Source organism: Kitasatospora sp. NPDC018619 (assembly GCF_044391605.1).
GTDB lineage: Bacteria > Actinomycetota > Actinomycetes > Streptomycetales > Streptomycetaceae > Kitasatospora.
The window spans coordinates 1-14,748 of sequence record NZ_JBISAI010000002.1; the positions used below are offsets into that span (position 1 = coordinate 1).

Annotated in this window: 16 protein-coding genes; 5 read left to right on the top strand and 11 right to left on the bottom strand. The window is 74.2% G+C overall.

Annotation, left to right across the window (positions count from 1 at the left end):
• Window positions 1-217: 217 nt before the first annotated feature.
• Window positions 218-1,006: a S1 family peptidase gene (locus ACH5AR_RS02615; RefSeq protein WP_396299545.1), complete on the top strand. Its 789-nt coding sequence runs from the start codon at window positions 218-220 to the stop codon at window positions 1,004-1,006.
• Window positions 1,007-1,161: 155 nt separating this feature from the next.
• Here the strand turns inward: ACH5AR_RS02615 and ACH5AR_RS02620 are convergent, their stop codons facing one another.
• The 3 genes from ACH5AR_RS02620 to ACH5AR_RS02630 all read right to left on the bottom strand — a co-directional run bounded on the left by ACH5AR_RS02620 (window position 1,162) and on the right by ACH5AR_RS02630 (window position 4,498).
• Window positions 1,162-2,355: a helix-turn-helix domain-containing protein gene (locus ACH5AR_RS02620; protein WP_396299546.1), complete on the bottom strand. Its 1,194-nt coding sequence runs from the start codon at window positions 2,353-2,355 to the stop codon at window positions 1,162-1,164.
• A 209-nt stretch (window positions 2,356-2,564) separates the two neighbouring features.
• Window positions 2,565-4,004 (bottom strand): amino acid permease, encoded by a 1,440-nt coding sequence (locus ACH5AR_RS02625; RefSeq protein ID WP_396299547.1) that lies wholly within the window; start codon window positions 4,002-4,004, stop codon window positions 2,565-2,567.
• 266 nt (window positions 4,005-4,270) lie between these two features.
• Window positions 4,271-4,498, bottom strand: coding sequence for a hypothetical protein (locus ACH5AR_RS02630; RefSeq protein WP_396299548.1), 228 nt, complete (start codon window positions 4,496-4,498; stop codon window positions 4,271-4,273).
• A 99-nt stretch (window positions 4,499-4,597) separates the two neighbouring features.
• Between ACH5AR_RS02630 and ACH5AR_RS02635 the strand changes: the two genes are divergently transcribed.
• On the top strand, window positions 4,598-5,614 hold the full coding sequence (locus tag ACH5AR_RS02635; RefSeq protein WP_396299549.1) for a Ku protein: 1,017 nt from the start codon (window positions 4,598-4,600) through the stop codon (window positions 5,612-5,614).
• A gap of 52 nt (window positions 5,615-5,666) precedes the next feature.
• Window positions 5,667-5,972: a hypothetical protein gene (locus ACH5AR_RS02640; RefSeq protein ID WP_396299550.1), complete on the top strand. Its 306-nt coding sequence runs from the start codon at window positions 5,667-5,669 to the stop codon at window positions 5,970-5,972.
• Window positions 5,973-6,005: 33 nt separating this feature from the next.
• Here ACH5AR_RS02640 and ACH5AR_RS02645 read toward each other — a convergent pair whose 3' ends face one another.
• Window positions 6,006-7,394, bottom strand: a complete 1,389-nt coding sequence (locus ACH5AR_RS02645) for an NADP-dependent succinic semialdehyde dehydrogenase (protein ID WP_396299551.1) — start codon at window positions 7,392-7,394, stop codon at window positions 6,006-6,008.
• 121 nt (window positions 7,395-7,515) lie between these two features.
• Complete coding sequence (locus tag ACH5AR_RS02650; RefSeq protein WP_396299552.1) at window positions 7,516-7,797, bottom strand: DUF6158 family protein; 282 nt, start codon at window positions 7,795-7,797, stop codon at window positions 7,516-7,518.
• A 158-nt stretch (window positions 7,798-7,955) separates the two neighbouring features.
• On the opposite strand from ACH5AR_RS02650, the gene ACH5AR_RS02655 reads away from it, so the two are divergent.
• Window positions 7,956-8,939, top strand: a complete 984-nt coding sequence (locus tag ACH5AR_RS02655; protein WP_396299553.1) for an adenosine deaminase — start codon at window positions 7,956-7,958, stop codon at window positions 8,937-8,939.
• Window positions 8,940-8,990: 51 nt separating this feature from the next.
• On the opposite strand, the gene ACH5AR_RS02660 is transcribed toward ACH5AR_RS02655, so the two are convergent.
• The 5 genes from ACH5AR_RS02660 to ACH5AR_RS02680 all read right to left on the bottom strand — a co-directional run bounded on the left by ACH5AR_RS02660 (window position 8,991) and on the right by ACH5AR_RS02680 (window position 12,403).
• Window positions 8,991-9,575 (bottom strand): dihydrofolate reductase family protein, encoded by a 585-nt coding sequence (locus ACH5AR_RS02660; protein WP_396299554.1) that lies wholly within the window; start codon window positions 9,573-9,575, stop codon window positions 8,991-8,993.
• A 62-nt stretch (window positions 9,576-9,637) separates the two neighbouring features.
• Window positions 9,638-10,258 carry a vitamin K epoxide reductase family protein gene (locus ACH5AR_RS02665; RefSeq protein ID WP_396299555.1) on the bottom strand — a complete coding sequence of 207 codons (621 nt, stop codon included), beginning with the start codon at window positions 10,256-10,258 and terminating at the stop codon, window positions 9,638-9,640.
• The gene (locus ACH5AR_RS02670) at window positions 10,255-11,046 is read right to left on the bottom strand and encodes a DsbA family protein (RefSeq protein WP_396299556.1); all 792 of its coding nucleotides are present in this window, start codon (window positions 11,044-11,046) and stop codon (window positions 10,255-10,257) included. Before ACH5AR_RS02670 ends, ACH5AR_RS02665 begins: the two co-directional genes overlap by 4 nt.
• A 104-nt stretch (window positions 11,047-11,150) precedes the next feature.
• Window positions 11,151-11,810 (bottom strand): hypothetical protein, encoded by a 660-nt coding sequence (locus tag ACH5AR_RS02675; protein WP_396299557.1) that lies wholly within the window; start codon window positions 11,808-11,810, stop codon window positions 11,151-11,153.
• A 98-nt stretch (window positions 11,811-11,908) separates the two neighbouring features.
• Window positions 11,909-12,403 (bottom strand): SRPBCC family protein, encoded by a 495-nt coding sequence (locus tag ACH5AR_RS02680; RefSeq protein ID WP_396299558.1) that lies wholly within the window; start codon window positions 12,401-12,403, stop codon window positions 11,909-11,911.
• 129 nt (window positions 12,404-12,532) lie between these two features.
• Here ACH5AR_RS02680 and ACH5AR_RS02685 point away from each other — a divergent pair, with 129 nt between their 5' ends.
• Window positions 12,533-13,402 carry an Fpg/Nei family DNA glycosylase gene (locus tag ACH5AR_RS02685; RefSeq protein ID WP_396299559.1) on the top strand — a complete coding sequence of 290 codons (870 nt, stop codon included), beginning with the start codon at window positions 12,533-12,535 and terminating at the stop codon, window positions 13,400-13,402.
• A gap of 45 nt (window positions 13,403-13,447) precedes the next feature.
• Here the strand turns inward: ACH5AR_RS02685 and ACH5AR_RS02690 are convergent, their stop codons facing one another.
• Window positions 13,448-14,308 carry an SAM-dependent methyltransferase gene (locus ACH5AR_RS02690; RefSeq protein WP_396299560.1) on the bottom strand — a complete coding sequence of 287 codons (861 nt, stop codon included), beginning with the start codon at window positions 14,306-14,308 and terminating at the stop codon, window positions 13,448-13,450.
• Between the last annotated feature and the right edge of the window lie 440 nt (window positions 14,309-14,748).

Here is a 14,748-nt window from a genome sequence, read left to right on the forward strand (position 1 = left end):
ACCCGCTACGACAAGACCCGCGAGTCCTACCAGGCCGCCGTCACCATCGCCTCAATCCTGCTCTGGACCTGATCTTTGAAGACGATCCCTAGGGCTTCCGTGCCCGGAATCCCGCATTGCCGTGTTCCTGCCAGATTCGACCGGCAAGGGCGCCCCCCTTCTGCGGTGCCGCCCGCCGGGCCACTCTCGGTCTTCCCCACCTGCAAGGAGGAGTCCGATGGTACGTCAACTCGGCAGGCTGATGAGCCTGTTGGCTGCTCTGGTGCTCGGCGTCGGCATGCTCGTACTGCCCGCCGCCGCGTCGCCCGCGCCGTCGCCGAGCGTGGTCGGCGGCACGCGGGCGGCGCAGGGCGAGTTCCCGTTCGTGGTGCGGCTCTCGATGGGCTGCGGCGGCGCGCTCTACACCTCGCAGATCGTGCTCACCGCCGCCCACTGCGTCGACGGCACCGGCGCCGACAGCAGCATCACCGTCACCGCGGGCGCGGTCGACCTGCGCGGCGGCACCGCGATCACGGCCCGTTCCTCGTACGTCTACCAGTCGCCGTCCTTCAGCAGCGCCGAGAACGGCAACGACTGGGCACTGATCAAGCTGGCCTCGCCGATCACCGGCAGCGCGGTCGGCACCCTGCCGATCGCCACCTCCACCGCCTACGACAACGGCACCTTCACCATCATGGGCTGGGGCGCCGCGAGCGAGGGCGGCGCCCAGCAGCGGTACCTGCTCAAGGCCACCGTGCCGTTCGTCGACGACGCCACCTGCGCCGGCGCCTACCCGGGCCTGAACAAGGCGGGCTCGCTCTGCGCGGGCTACGTCTCCCAGGGCGGCGTCGACACCTGCCAGGGCGACTCGGGCGGCCCGATGGTCCGCCGGGACACGGCGGGCCGCTGGATCCAGGTCGGCATCGTCAGCTGGGGCAACGGCTGCGCCCGCCCCGGCTACCCGGGCGTCTACACCCAGGTGAGCACGTACGCGTCGGCCATCGCCTCGGCGGCGGCCGGCCTCTGAGCCGACCCGCAGGGGCCGCCGGTCCGGCCGGACCGGTCAGGCGGGGCCGGTCACCACTCCCGCAGGTGGTGGCCGGCCCCGCTGTCGCGGGTCCGGGCCCGGGGCCGGGCGTTCTCCGGCGGTGCCGTCCGGGCGGCGGTGGGGAGTCCGGGCGTTCACCGGTGCAGCCACTCCCCGGCCCGCCGCTGCTCGCGGGCGATGCGGCCGGTGGTGTTCGGCGGCAGCCGGGAGAGCAGGGCGGCCGCGGCGTCGGGGTGGCCGGCGAGGGCGTGGGCGCCGGCGAGGCGGGCGGTGACCAGGGCGTGGTCGCGCGGGTGGGCGGCCCGGTCGAGGAGTCGCAGGGCCGCCTCCAGCCGGTCCGCCGCGGCGCGGGCGTGGGCGGTGCGGCCGGTGCGGAGCGAGAGGTCCCGGTGGCAGGTGCCGTGGGCGACGGCCAGGACCAGCTCGGCGCGCTCCGTCCAGGGCGTGGGCTCGCCGGAGTGCAGGGCGGCGCCGGTCAGCCGCCGGGCGTCCGCCAGGGCCCGGCGGGCCTGCGGGGCCCGTCCGGCCAGCGCGTGGGCGTGGGCCCGGACGACGGCGGCCCAGGCCCGCAGCTCCGGCCGGGGCGGGGCGGTGGTCCGGGCGGTCTCCGCCAGGGCGAGGGCGGTGGCGGGGTCGCCGAGCCACCAGTACAGCGCGCTCTGGCGGACGAGCAGGGCGGCCGCGGTGGCCCGGTCGTCGCTCGCGCGGGCCCACTCCAGTCCGGTGGCGTACCAGCTGAGCGCGCGGGCCGGGCGGTCGCCCTCGAAGTGGGCCCAGCCCGCGAGCTCGGCGTACTGGGCGGCGAGCGAGCGGTGGGCGGGCGAACGTCCGGCGGAGGGGTCCGGGTGAGGGCCGGGGCGCAGCCCGCCGAGCAGGGTGTGGGCGTGGTGCTCCAGGACGGCGGCCAGCTCCTCGCCGCCGATCCGGCCCGCGGCGGCGCGGTAGACGGCGAGCAGGTGGGCGAGCACCTCGACGGTGGCGGCGTCCGGCGGGGCGGTGGCGGGGGCGAGCGGCGGCCGGGCGGCGGCGCGTCCGCCGAGGCGTTCGCGCTCCCGTCGGATGGCCTGCCAGAGGTCCGCCAGCTCGCCGTCGGCCCGCAGGAGCGCGTCGGCCCGGGCGGGCAGCCCTGGCGGCGGCCAGCGGCGGGCGTTCTCCACCCGGCTGATCAGCGAGTCGTGGTAGCCGAGCAGGCGGCCGAACTCGGCCTGGCTGAGGCCGCGGGCCTCGCGCCAGTGCCGCAGCCGGCGGCCGAAGTGCAGCCGCGCGGACTCGGGTGCCGGGCGGGACGGGGGCGGCGGGGGCGGCGTGGGGGCGGGCACGGGCAGCACGAGGTCTCCCGGGGAGGGTGGGGGCGCTCGTGGGGGAGCGCCGTTGCCCTGGTATCCCCCTTGGCGTGCATCGGTCAAACTGCCCGCGGCTCCGGCCGGTCCGTGGGCCCGTGGGCCGCCCGGGCCCACGGGCCGCCCGGAGGACGGCGCCGGGCCCGGGAGCCTCCGCAACGGCTCCCGGGCCCGGCGTTCCCGCGCGGGCGGGCGGGTCAGGACCCCGCCGCCACCGCGGCCCGCCGCCGTCGGCCCACCACGGCCGAGGCCGCCAGCACGATGGCTGCGGCGACCAGCGACAGGTACATCTGCTTGCGCCCGTCGGCGTCGGTGAACATGTACACCATGACGAACCCGATCATGCCCATGGCCGTCCAGGTCAGGTACGGGTACAGCCACATCCGGACGGTGTGCCGCTCGGGCATCTCGCGCTCGATGATCCTGCGCATCCTCAGCTGGGTGGCGCAGATGACCAGCCAGACGAAGAGCGCGACGGCCCCGGAGGAGTTCAGCAGGAAGGCGAACACGGTGTCCGGCGAGGTGTAGTTGAAGAACACCGCGACGAAGCCGAAGACCACCGAGGAGAGGATCGCCACCCGCGGCACGCCGCGCGAGGTCACCGTGGCGAAGGCCCGGGGCGCGTCCCCGCGCTGGCCCAGCGAGAAGGCCATCCGGGAGGCGGTGTACATCCCGGAGTTGAGGCAGGACAGCACGGCCGTCAGCACGATCACGTCCATCACCTGCCCGGCCCCCGGGATGCCGATGTGGTCCAGCACGGCCACGTACGGGCTGGCCTTGACGTCGGCGGAGTCCCAGGGCAGCAGGGTGACCACCAGCAGGATCGAGCCCAGGTAGAAGATCCCGATCCGCCAGATGACGCTGTTGGTGGCCTTGCTGACCGCCTTCTCCGGGTCCTCCGACTCGCCGGCGGCCAGGGTGACGATCTCGCTGCCCATGAAGGCGAAGACCACGGTGAGCATCCCGGTGAACACCGCGCCCACGCCGTGCGGCAGGAAGCCGCCGTGGCCGGTCAGGTTGCTGGTGCCGACCGCGTGGGTGCCCGGCAGCAGGCCGAAGGCCGCGAGGGTGCCGATCACCAGGAACGCGGCGATCGCGACGACCTTGATCCCGGCGAACCAGAACTCGAACTCGCCGTAGGAGGCGACCGAGAAGAGGTTGGTGGCGGTCAGCACGCCCATCACGATCAGCGCCCACCCCCACTGCGGCACGCCGGGCACCCAGTTGTTGAGGATCTTCGCGCCCGCCGTCGCCTCGACCGCGAGCACCACGACCCAGAAGAACCAGTACAGCCAGCCGATGGTGAAGCCGGCCCAGCGGCCCAGTGCTCGGTCCGCGTACGCCGAGAACGAGCCGCTCTGCGGGTCGGCCGCCGCCATCTCGCCGAGCATCCGCATCACCAGGACGACCAGCGCGCCGGCCAGGGCGTAGGAGAGCAGGATGCCCGGGCCGGTGGTGGCTATGCCGGCGCCGGAGCCGACGAACAGGCCGGCGCCGATCACGCCGCCGATGGCGATCATCGACAGGTGGCGGTTCTTGAGCCCGGCCTTCAGGTGGCCGTCGCCACCGTGTCCGATCGGCCCCGGCTGCTGGGGGACCGTCGTGGCCGTCGTGGGCTTGGTGGTGTCCGCGCTCATCTAGGGACCCTGTGCCTTTCCAGCGCGGTGTGCCCCTCGGCTCGTCGTGCCGGAGGGTGGGGGACTGGCCCGCGCATTGCGTCGCAACCTAACTTCTACGCACCGATGATCGGAACAATCATTTGGTAACTGTTCGCTCAACGGACACAAAAGCCCTGGTCGGGGTGGGTGGAAAGGTGGCATGAAAACCTCAAATCTGACGCAGCGTCAGGTTCGGGAGAGGTCTCCAGGCTCTGTTGGGGCTCAAATCGCCCGTGGGTGGGCGGTCAGATCGGCCGCACGTCGAGGACGGTGATCGATGCCTCGTCCTCCGGTCGCCCGGTCAGCCGGGCGGCCAGGATCCGGGGGATGTCGTCCTCCTGTGAGTATCCGGGCAGGACGGCCACTTCCGCACGCCGTGGGCCCGGCTCGCCCCGCACCGCGTACGTCACCCGGTAGCGGTACCGCTCCGGCGGCGGCGCCTGGCCCCGGTCCTGCCCGCTCCGGACGGTCATAGGCATCGACCTCCTCGGCCCATTGTCGGCGCGGTGTGGCCGATCCGCGCAAATCCGTGCAAAGTGGGACATCCGGGGGCATGTCGTAGGAGCGACCCCATGCAGACCACCTGGAAGGGGACGATCAGCTTCGGGCTGGTCAGCATTCCCGTCCACCTGTACTCCGCGACCCAGGAGCACGACGTCCCGCTGCACCAGGTGCACGCGAAGGACGGCGGCCGGGTGCGGATGAAGCGGTACTGCGAGCGGGAGGAGAAGGAGGTCCCGTACGCGGAGATCGCCAAGGGGTACGAGTCCCCCGACGGGCGGACCGTCACGCTCTCCGACGAGGACCTCGCCGACCTGCCGCTGCCCAGCAAGAAGATCATCGACGTGCTGGCCTTCGTGGACGAGGGCGAGATCGACCCGCTGATGTTCTCCAAGGCCTACTACGTCGGCGTCGCCGACAAGGCCGCCGCCAAGCCGTACGCGCTGCTGCGCGACGCGCTCACCGAGTCCGGGCAGATCGCCGTCACCAAGATCGCGCTGCGCACCCGGGAGTCGCCCGCGGTGCTGCGGGTGCACGACAACACCCTGGTGCTCCAGACCTGCATCTGGCCCGACGAGGTCCGCCCGGTGGCCGGCATCGCGCCCGAGGAGGACGTCACCGTCCGGCCGCAGGAGCTCAAGATGGCGCGGTCGCTGATGGACACCCTCTCCGAGGACTTCGACCTCGCCCAGCTGCACGACGACTACCAGCAGGCGCTGCAGCAGGTGATCACCGCGCGGCTGGAGGGCGTGGAGGTCCCGCACGAGGAGGAGCCGGGCGAGGCGCCGGACAACGTCATCGACCTGATGGAGGCGCTGCGCAGCAGCCTCAAGCAGGCCAAGGGCGGGCACGGGGGCGGCGGGGGCGGGGGCGGCGCCGAGGAGGCCGCGGGAGAGGACGCCGTGGAGGAGCCCGCGCCCCGCAAACGCACTCCGGCGAAGAAGACCGCCGCGAAGACGACGGCGAAGAGCGCCGCGAAGACCACCGCGAAGGCGGCCCCGAAGGCTGCCGCCAGGAGCACCGCCAAGGGCTCGGCGGCCAAGAAGACCACCACCCGGAAGTCCTCGGCCCCCCGCAAGGCCTCCTGACCCCTCCCGGGCCAGGATCCCGTCCAGCCGTCCAGCATTGGAGGCGATCCCGATGGACCTGCTGACCTACCAGGCAGTCGACGCCCAGGCCGAGGCCGAGGCCGCGGCCGCACCCGGGGCCCGGCGCAACCGGGGCTTCGGGCACCGCGCCTGGCACTGGCTGCTCAGCCTCAGCCCCACCGTGGTGACGTTCATGATCGCGCTCTCGGTCGGGCTCGGCATGGTCGCCGCCCAGGTGAGCCTGCTGCCGGTGCTGGTACCGATGGCGATCTTCTGGGGCCTGACGGTCATCGCGATGGTCGGCGTCATCGCCCGCTGGATGACCCCGGGGCCGGGCCGGCACCGGATGGCGTCCTGACCCGGCCGCCGGCCGGCCCGGGGCCGGGAGGGCTCAGCCGATCCACACCGTGGTGACGTTGCAGAACTCCCGGATCCCGTGCCCGGACAGCTCCCGGCCGAACCCGGAGCGCTTGACGCCGCCGAACGGCAGCGCCGGGTGGGAGGCCGTCATCCCGTTGAAGAACACCCCGCCGGCCTGGATGTCCCGGACGAAGCGCTCCTGCTCGGCCCCGTCGGTGGTCCAGACGTTGGAGCTGAGCCCGAACGGGGTGTCGTTGGCGAGCGCCACCGCCTCGTCCAGGTCGGCCACCCGGTAGACGGTGGCGACCGGCCCGAAGGTCTCCTCCTGGTGGATCCGCATCGCCGGGGTGATCCCGGTCAGCACCGTCGGCTCGAAGAACCAGCCGGTGTCCCAGCCGGTCGGCCGCCCGCCGCCGCACTCCACCCGGGCGCCGCGGGTGCGGGCGTCCTCGACCAGCTCCTCCAGGTCGGCCCGGCCCTGCCGGCTGGCCAGCGGGCCGACGTCGGTCCCCTCGTCCATCGGGTCGCCGACCTTCAGGGCGCGCATCGCCTCGGTGAAGGCGGCGGTGAAGCGCTCGTACACGTCGGTGTGCACGATGAAGCGCTTGGCCGCGATGCAGGACTGGCCGTTGTTCTGCACCCGGGCTTGGACGGCGGTGCGCACCGCGGCGTCCAGGTCGGCGCTCGGCAGGACCACGAACGGGTCGCTGCCGCCCAGCTCCAGGACGGCCTTCTTCACCTCGTCCGCCGCAGTGGCCGCGACCGCCCGCCCGGCCGGCTCGCTGCCGGTGAGGGTGACGGCGGCGACCCGGCGGTCCCTGATCACGTCCTCCACCGCGCCCGAGCCGATCAGCAGGGTCTGGAAGCAGCCCTCCGGGAACCCGGCCCGCCGGAACAGCTCCTCGATCGCCAGCGCGGTGCGCGGCACGTTGGACGCGTGCTTGAGCAGGCCGACGTTGCCGGCCATCAGGGCCGGCGCGGCGAACCGGACGACCTGCCAGAGCGGGAAGTTCCACGGCATGACGGCCAGGACGGGGCCGAGCGGGCGGTAGCGGACGTAGGCGCGGGCGGCACCGGAGTCGGCGACGTCGGCCGGAGCCGGGTGCTCGTCGGCGAGCAGCGCCTGCGCGTGCTCCGCGTACCAGCGCATCGCCTTCGCGCACTTGGCGGCCTCGGCGCGGGCGGCGGCCAGCGGCTTGCCCATCTCCTCCGTCATGGTGCGGGCGACCGCCTCCCGGTCCTGGTCCAGCAGGTCGGCGGCGCGGCGCAGCAGTTCGGCGCGGGCGGCGAAGGAGGTGCCGCGGTAGCCGTGGAAGGCGGCCTCGGCGCGGGCCAGCCGCCGCTCGACGCCGGCCGCGTCGAGGGGTTCGAAGGTCTGGAGGGTCTCCCCGGTCGCGGGGTTGACGCTGGCGATGGGCATGCGGGGCTCCCAGGGCGGGTTCGGGTCCGGTGGGTCTGCCCTCCCACCCTCCCCGACGGCCCGGCTCCGGGCACGCCACCGCGCGCCCGGCGTGTCCCGGCGGGCGCGCGGCCGGCCGCCGTCACTCCGGCAGCGACTCCACCCGGGCCGCCGCCTCCCGGGCCCGGGCCCCGGCCCTGGTCCGCGCGGCGGTGACCTGCCGGTTCGGGAAGCGGCGCAGGTACTCGGCCTCCAGCTCCCCGGTGCGCAGGGTGTGCCGCTTCAGCGCCTCCTCCGAGCCGTACAGGAAGGTCTCGTGGCGGGTGCGGTGCAGCTGCTCCAGCTCGTGCAGGAGTGTGTCGTTGCCCAGGGCGTGCGGGGAGATCCCCGCGGGCCGGATGTGCGGGTCTTCGGCATGCCGCATCTCGGTGCCTCCTCGGCGGAAGTGCTCTCCTCCAGGGTGCCCGCCGCCCGTTGCGCCTGCACCCGCGTCCCTCCCGGTGCGGCCCACTGGTAGGCGGATCATAGGATGATTCTTTCCGCTTCCCCGGACACCATCCCCGACGCTCGGACAGATCGCACATGCCGCTTCCCAAGGCCGAACTCCACCTGCACATCGAGGGCACCCTGGAGCCCGAACTCGCCTTCGAACTCGCCGCCCGCAACGGCCTCCGGCTGCCGTACGCCGACGCCGAGGCGCTGCGCGAGGCGTACTCCTTCAGCGACCTCCAGTCCTTCCTGGACCTCTACTACGCGCTGATGGCCGTGCTGCGCACCGAGGACGACTTCGCGGACCTGGCCGACGCCTACCTGGCCCGGGCCGCCGAGCAGGGCGTCCGCCACGCGGAGATCTTCTTCGACCCGCAGGCGCACACCGCGCGCGGCGTGCCGCTGGGCGTCGTGGTGGACGGCCTGACCAGGGCGCTGGAGCGCAGCGAGGAGCGCCACGGCATCAGCACCCGGCTGATCATGTGCTTCCTGCGGGACGAGTCCGCCGAGTCCGCGCTGGAGACCTTCGAGGCCGCCCGCCCGTACTTCGGCCGGATCACCGGCATCGGCCTGGACTCCGCCGAGGTCGGCCACCCGCCGGTGAAGTTCCGCGAGGTCTACCGCCGGGCCGCCGAGGCCGGGCTGCGCAGGGTCGCCCACGCGGGTGAGGAGGGCCCGGCCTCGTACATCACCGAGGCGCTGGACGTCCTCGGCGTCGAGCGGATCGACCACGGGCTGCGCTGCCTGGAGGACGGCGAGCTGGTCGCCCGCCTGGTGCGCGAGCAGGTCCCGCTGACGCTGTGCCCGCTCTCCAACGTGCGGCTGCGCTGCATCGACACCCTCGCCGACCACCCGCTGCGCGAGATGCTGGAGGCCGGCCTGCTGGTCACCGTCAACTCCGACGACCCGGCGTACTTCGGCGGCTACGTGGAGGACAACTTCCGGGCCGTGCGCGAGGCCCTCGCCCTCGACCCGGAGACCCTGCGCCGCCTGGCCGCCAACTCCTTCCGGGCCTCCTTCCTGGACGAGGCGCGCCGCGCCGAGCTCCTCGCCGAGGTCGCGGCGTACACCTTCTGAGCCGGGCTTCCGCCCCGGGCTTCCGCCCCCGCGCGCGGCAGCGGCGGCCCCTCACCCGTCCAGGGGTGACGGGCCGCCGCGCTCGTAGTGGAGCAGGGTGACGCCGTTGGTGAAGCGGTGGGAGTCCTTGAGGGTGAGCGGGACGGGGTGGTCGGCGGGGCGGAAGAAGAGGGTGCCGCGGCCGAGGACGACGGGGTGGACGTAGCAGCGGAACTCGTCGACGAGGTCCTGGGCGAGGAAGGACGCGGCCAGGTTCGCGCCGCTGAGGGTGAGGTCGCCGCCGGGGCCGGCGACGAGGGCGGCCACCGAGGCGGGGGTGACCTCGCGGACGACGGTGGTGTTCCAGTCGGCGTGTTCGAGGGTGCGCGAGAAGACGGCCTTCGGCATGGCGCGCCAGATGCCCGCGAACTCGACCGTCGCGGCGTCGGCGTCCGGGGCCTGGTCGGCCGTGGGCCAGTAGGAGGCCATCAGCTCGTGCGTCACCCGGCCGGAGACGAAACCACCCATCCGGGCGAGCACCTGGTTGAAGTGGCCGTGCACCTCGTCGTCGACCAGGTTCCAGCTGAGGTCGTGGTCCGGGCCCTCGAAGTAGCCGTCGACGGACAAGGAGACGAAGAGGACGATCCTGCGGCGCATGGCACCCCACCGGGGGACGGTCCGCCGCCCTCCCGCCGGAGCGGGCGGGCGGCGGACGGGGATCAGATCAGGGTGCTCCAGTAGTACCAGAACCGGTTGAGGACCAACAGCGCGATCACCGCGTACCACAGGGCCGGCACCACCCAGTGGTAGCGGGCCGCCTCCCGCACGGCCACCCGCAGCCGCGGGCCCACCGGGACCACGCCCGAGCGCAGGTTGTGCAGCGTGGTGTACCAGAACAGCGGGATCACCGCGGCCCACACCACCATGCAGTACGGGCAGAGCGCGCCGATCCGGTAGAGCGCCTGGTGCATCAGCCAGGTGACGAAGCCGATCCCGAACACCGTCCCGGCCTGGAGGCCGAGCCAGAACCAGCGCCGGAACGCCGCCCCCGCGAGCAGCCCGGCGCCGATCGCGACGACCACCCCGAAGGCGACCAGCCCGATCAGCGAGTTGGGGAAGCCGAAGGCCTCCGCCTGCTCGCTGCGCATGATCGAGCCGCAGCTGATGATCGGGTTGATGTTGCAGCTGGGGACGTAGGACGGGTCCTTCAGCAGCCGGATCTTGTCCAGCGTGAGGACCGCCGAGGCGAACAGCCCGACGGCGCCGCCGATCAGCAGCAGCCAGGCGAACGGCCGGCTCGCGCCGACGGCCGGCCGCACGGCGGGGGCGCCGGCCGTCACCCGGTCACCTGCTTGACCATCGCGGTGAACTGCTCGGGGGAGACGGCCTTGCCGTTGGTGAGCACGTCCAGCTTCCTGCCGTCCAGCCTGACCGTCGGGGTGCCGGTGACGTCGCTCTTGTCGAACTCCTCGTTGACCTTGGCCGCCCACGGCGCGTAGGTGCCGTCCTGGACGGCCTTCACGAAGCCGTCGGTCTTCAGGCCCGGGACCTGGCCGGCCAGGTCCAGGAGGTGGTTGACGTCGCCGAAGCCGTCCTCGCGCTCGTCCGGCTGGTTGGCGTACAGCACGTCGTGGAACGCCTTGAACTGGTCCACGCCCTCGTTCAGCGCGGCGCCGACGGCGGCCAGCGCGGTGCGCGAGCCCTTGCCGCCGAGGTTCTTGTCCAGGAACGTCGCCAGGTGGTACTCGACCTTGTACGTGCCCTCGTCGGCGAGCTGCTGGATCGCCGTGCCGGTGGTGGTCTCCAGCTGCTCGCAGAACGGGCAGCGGAAGTCCTCGTAGACGGCCAGGGTGTGCGGGGCGTCGGCCTTGCCGTAGGTGATCACCGTGCCGTCCGGGCCGGAGGCGTTGGCCGGCACGACCAGCGGGCCGTTCGCGGTGTCCGGGCCGGAGCCGGAGGAGCCGCCCACGGCGAAGGCCACGCCCGCGGCGAGGGCGAGCACGGCGGCGCAGGCGCCGCCGACCACCACCCGGCGGCGGATCCGGTCGGAGCGCTCGGCCTGGGCGCGCGCGGCGCGCATGCGGTCGGTGGCGGAGGTCTTCTTGTCGGTCTTGCGGGTGTTGCTCACGGGTGTCGTCCTGTGCTCTCGGGCGTACGGGGCGGCGCGGCCCGGTCGGGGCGCGCGCGGGGAGAGACAGCCGGCCGAGCGGGGGCGGGCGGGAGGCCCGCGGCTCAGACGGCCGGGGTGAGCACCGGCGGACCGCGCCGGACGGCCGGACGGACGAGGACGTCCTCGGCGGGGACCAGCACCCGGCTGGCCCGGGGGAACGGCACCCGGGCCGGCGGGCGGGCCGGCAGCGGCGCGAGCAGCAGCCGCAGCCAGCGGGCGGCGGCCGGCAGGTGGCGGTGCAGGAACGCGCCCAGCATCCGGACGGCCGCGGCCAGGCAGGACAGCGCGGCGTCCGCGCGGCGCAGCCAGAAGGCGCCGGCCAGCGCGATCACCGTGTGCAGCAGCAGGAGCAGCACCACGCCGGCCTGCTCGGACACGCCGTGCCCGAGCAGGAAGCCGCCGAGCGAGCCGCCGCCGCACAGCAGCGGCTGGAGGCCGTGCCCGGCGCCGGGCGGCAGCGAGGGGCAGCTGCTCTGCGCGAGGTCGAACAGGGCGCCGGTGCCCAGCTCCAGCGGCAGGAACACCGCAGCGACCGCCGGGTAGCCGCGCTCGCGCCCGGCCAACGCGAAGGCCACCGCGAAGACGGCGGTGGCGGCCAGCAGCATCGGGCCGACCGGCAGCGCGCGGCCGGTGACCACCACCTGGCCGAGCCCGGCGAGCAGCACGACCAGCGCGGCGAAGACCGCCGCGCGGAGCGTCCTGGTGACCGGGCTGGTGTCCATGGCCTCCGAGTCTGCCACAGGTTGAAACCCGGACGGTCTGCCGGGCGCTGCGCTGTGAAGAGCCTCACCACCCGTGCTGAGCTGGGCTTGTGCGGCGCCTACCGGCCGTGTTCGGGTGCCCCGGCCGCGGCCTGCGGCGGTTCCGGGCGCGCCTCGGCGGTGCGCACCCGCGCCTCGACCAGCTCCCGGAAGTGGTCGAGGTCCCCGCGTACCGTCCGCTCGATCGCGCCGGCCTGGGCGAAGCCGCGCGGCCCGCCGAACTCCCGGTGCAGCGCCTCCGGGTCGTACTCCACCCGGATCTGCACCCGGGTGTGCCGGGCGTCGAGCGGCAGCAGGGCGAAGGCGCCGCGCAGCCCGAGCCGGTCCAGCGTGCGCCAGGCCATCACCCGGCCCCGGCCGCGGTCGGTGATCTCGGCGTCGAGCGGGCGCTCCGTGCCGTCGATCTCCACCCCGAGGTGCGCGACGTTCCGGCCGTGCGGCTGGGCGCTGCGGACGCCGTCCACGAACCGGGGGTACTCGTGCACCCGGTGCAGCTGCTCCCAGGCGGCGAGGACGGGGACGGCGATGTCGATCTGTTCCTCAAGGGTGCTCATGGCGCGCGGCACCTCCCTCTGTTCCAGCCTGCGCCCGGGGGGTGGCGGGGGCAAAGGGGGCCCGGCCCTCGGGAGGGTGGATGCCGCTGCGGGTGGGCGGGTCGGGGCGCAGCGGGGGAGACTGGGCGCATGCCGGAGCTGCCCGAGGTCGAGGCGCTGAGCGCCTTCCTGTCCGAACGGTTGACCGGGCGCGTGATCGCCCGGGTGCAGCCGGTGGCGATCAGTGCGCTGAAGACGTACGACCCGCCGGTCACGGAGCTGGAGGGGCGGACGGTCGGTGCGGTGACCAGGCGCGGCAAGTTCCTGGACGTCGGGGCCGAGGGGCTGCACCTGGTGGTCCACCTGGCCCGGGCGGGCTGGCTGCGCTGGAAGGACGGCCTGCCCGCCGAGCCGCCGCGGCCGGGGCCGCGCAACCCGCTGGCACTGCGGGTGCGGCTGGCGGGGGAGGCCGGGGACGGCTTCGACCTCACCGAGGCCGGGTCGAAGAAGGGGCTGGCGGTCTACGTGGTGCGCGACCCGGCGGAGGTGCCGGGGGTGGCCCGGCTCGGGCCGGACCCGCTGGACCCGGCCTTCGGCCCGGAGGAGTTCGCCGCGCTGCTGCGTGGGGACCGCCGGCGGCTCAAGGGCGTGCTGCGGGACCAGAGCGTGCTGGCCGGGGTGGGCAACGCCTACTCGGACGAGGTGCTGCACGCGGCCCGGATGTCGCCGTACAAGCTCGCCGCGAGCCTGACGGAGGAGGAGACGGCCCGGCTGTACGAGGCGCTCGGCGGCACGCTGCGCGAGGCGGTCGAGCGCTCGCGCGGGCTGGCGGCGGGGGAGCTGAAGGCGGAGAAGAAGCTCGGACTGCGGGTGCACGGGCGGACCGGCCTGCCCTGCCCGGTGTGCGGGGACACCATCCGCGAGGTGTCCTTCGCGGACTCCTCGCTCCAGTACTGCCCGACCTGCCAGACCGGGGGCAAGCCGCTGGCGGACCGGCGGATGTCCCGGCTGCTGAAGTGACGCCCCCGCCGGGTGGGCGACCACCCGGCGCGGGCGCCGGCGGCCTCAGCGCTTGACCGCGACGCCGCCCCAGTAGTAGGCGGCCTTCGGGTCGGCCGGGGGCTCGCCGTCCGGGCGCCAGGCCAGCACCGGGGCGACGCCGGGCTCGACCAGGTCCCAGCCGTCGAAGAAGCGGACCACGTCGTCGTAGCCGCGCGGCACCAGGGTCATCCCGCCGGCCCGGGCGGCCTCGGCGACCTTGGCGACGGCCTCCGGGTCGAAGTCCGGGGTGGGGGTGGTCAGCGCGAGGCAGCTGCCGGACGGCAGGGCGTCGCGCAGCGCGGCGACCCGGCCCCACGGGTCGTCCTCGTCGGCGATCAGCATCAGCACGGCGATCATCAGCAGGCCGACCGGCCGGGTGAGGTCGAGGGTGGAGGTGAGTGCCGGGTCGGCGAACAGCTCCTCCGGCTTGCGCAGGTCGGCGTGGATGTAGGTGGTGCGGCTGGCCGGGCTGGAGACCATCAGCGCGCGGGCGTGGGCGAGCACGATGGGGTCGTTGTCGACGTAGACGACCCTCGTCCCGGGGCTGACGGCCTCCGCGATCTCGTGGGTGTTCGGCGAGGTCGGGATGCCGGTGCCGAGGTCGAGGAACTGGCGGATGCCGTGCTCCCGGGCCAGGTGGCGTACGGCCCGGGCCTGGAACGCCCGGTTGGCCTTGGCCATCTCCTTGACGCTCGGCACGGCCTGCTCGATGGCCTGCCCCATGGCGCGGTCCGGCGGGAAGTTGGTCTTCCCGCCCAGCCAGTAGTCGTACACGCGCGCAGAGTGCGGGGCGGTGGTGTCGACGCCGAAACGTTCCCACTGGCTGAGCTCGGCGGCGTCCTCGTCCTGCTGGCCCTGGCGGGGGGAGTCCTGACTTGTCGTCATGGCCACGTCCTCTGATGGCAGATCATCACACTGGGGAAGGCACAGCGTAGCGGTCCGGGCGGGAGCTGGAGCGTCCGGTCGGGGAAGAACGGTGGAAGATCTTCGGAGCCGGGGCGCGCGGGCGCCCTTGGGCCGTCGGGGTGGTGATCGGGTCCGTCGGAGTTGCCCGCCGGGACCGGCGGTGACGGCCGGGGGAAGCATCCAGAATGCTGTCAGATCGTCAGATTACTTCGCGCAGATTGCTACTGGTTGCGGCCGGAATGTCCCTGCTGGGGACGGCCGCGGGATGTCGGAGCACCTGGGGCGGCGGGGAGGGCGGCGCCGCGGCCGGGCCCTCCGGGGTCGCCGCCCCGTCCGCCCCGGCGGGGCCCGAGGGGGCGCCCGGCGGGCCGGACGCCGCCCCGGCCGCGGCCTCCTCGGCGCCGCCTTCACAGGGCACG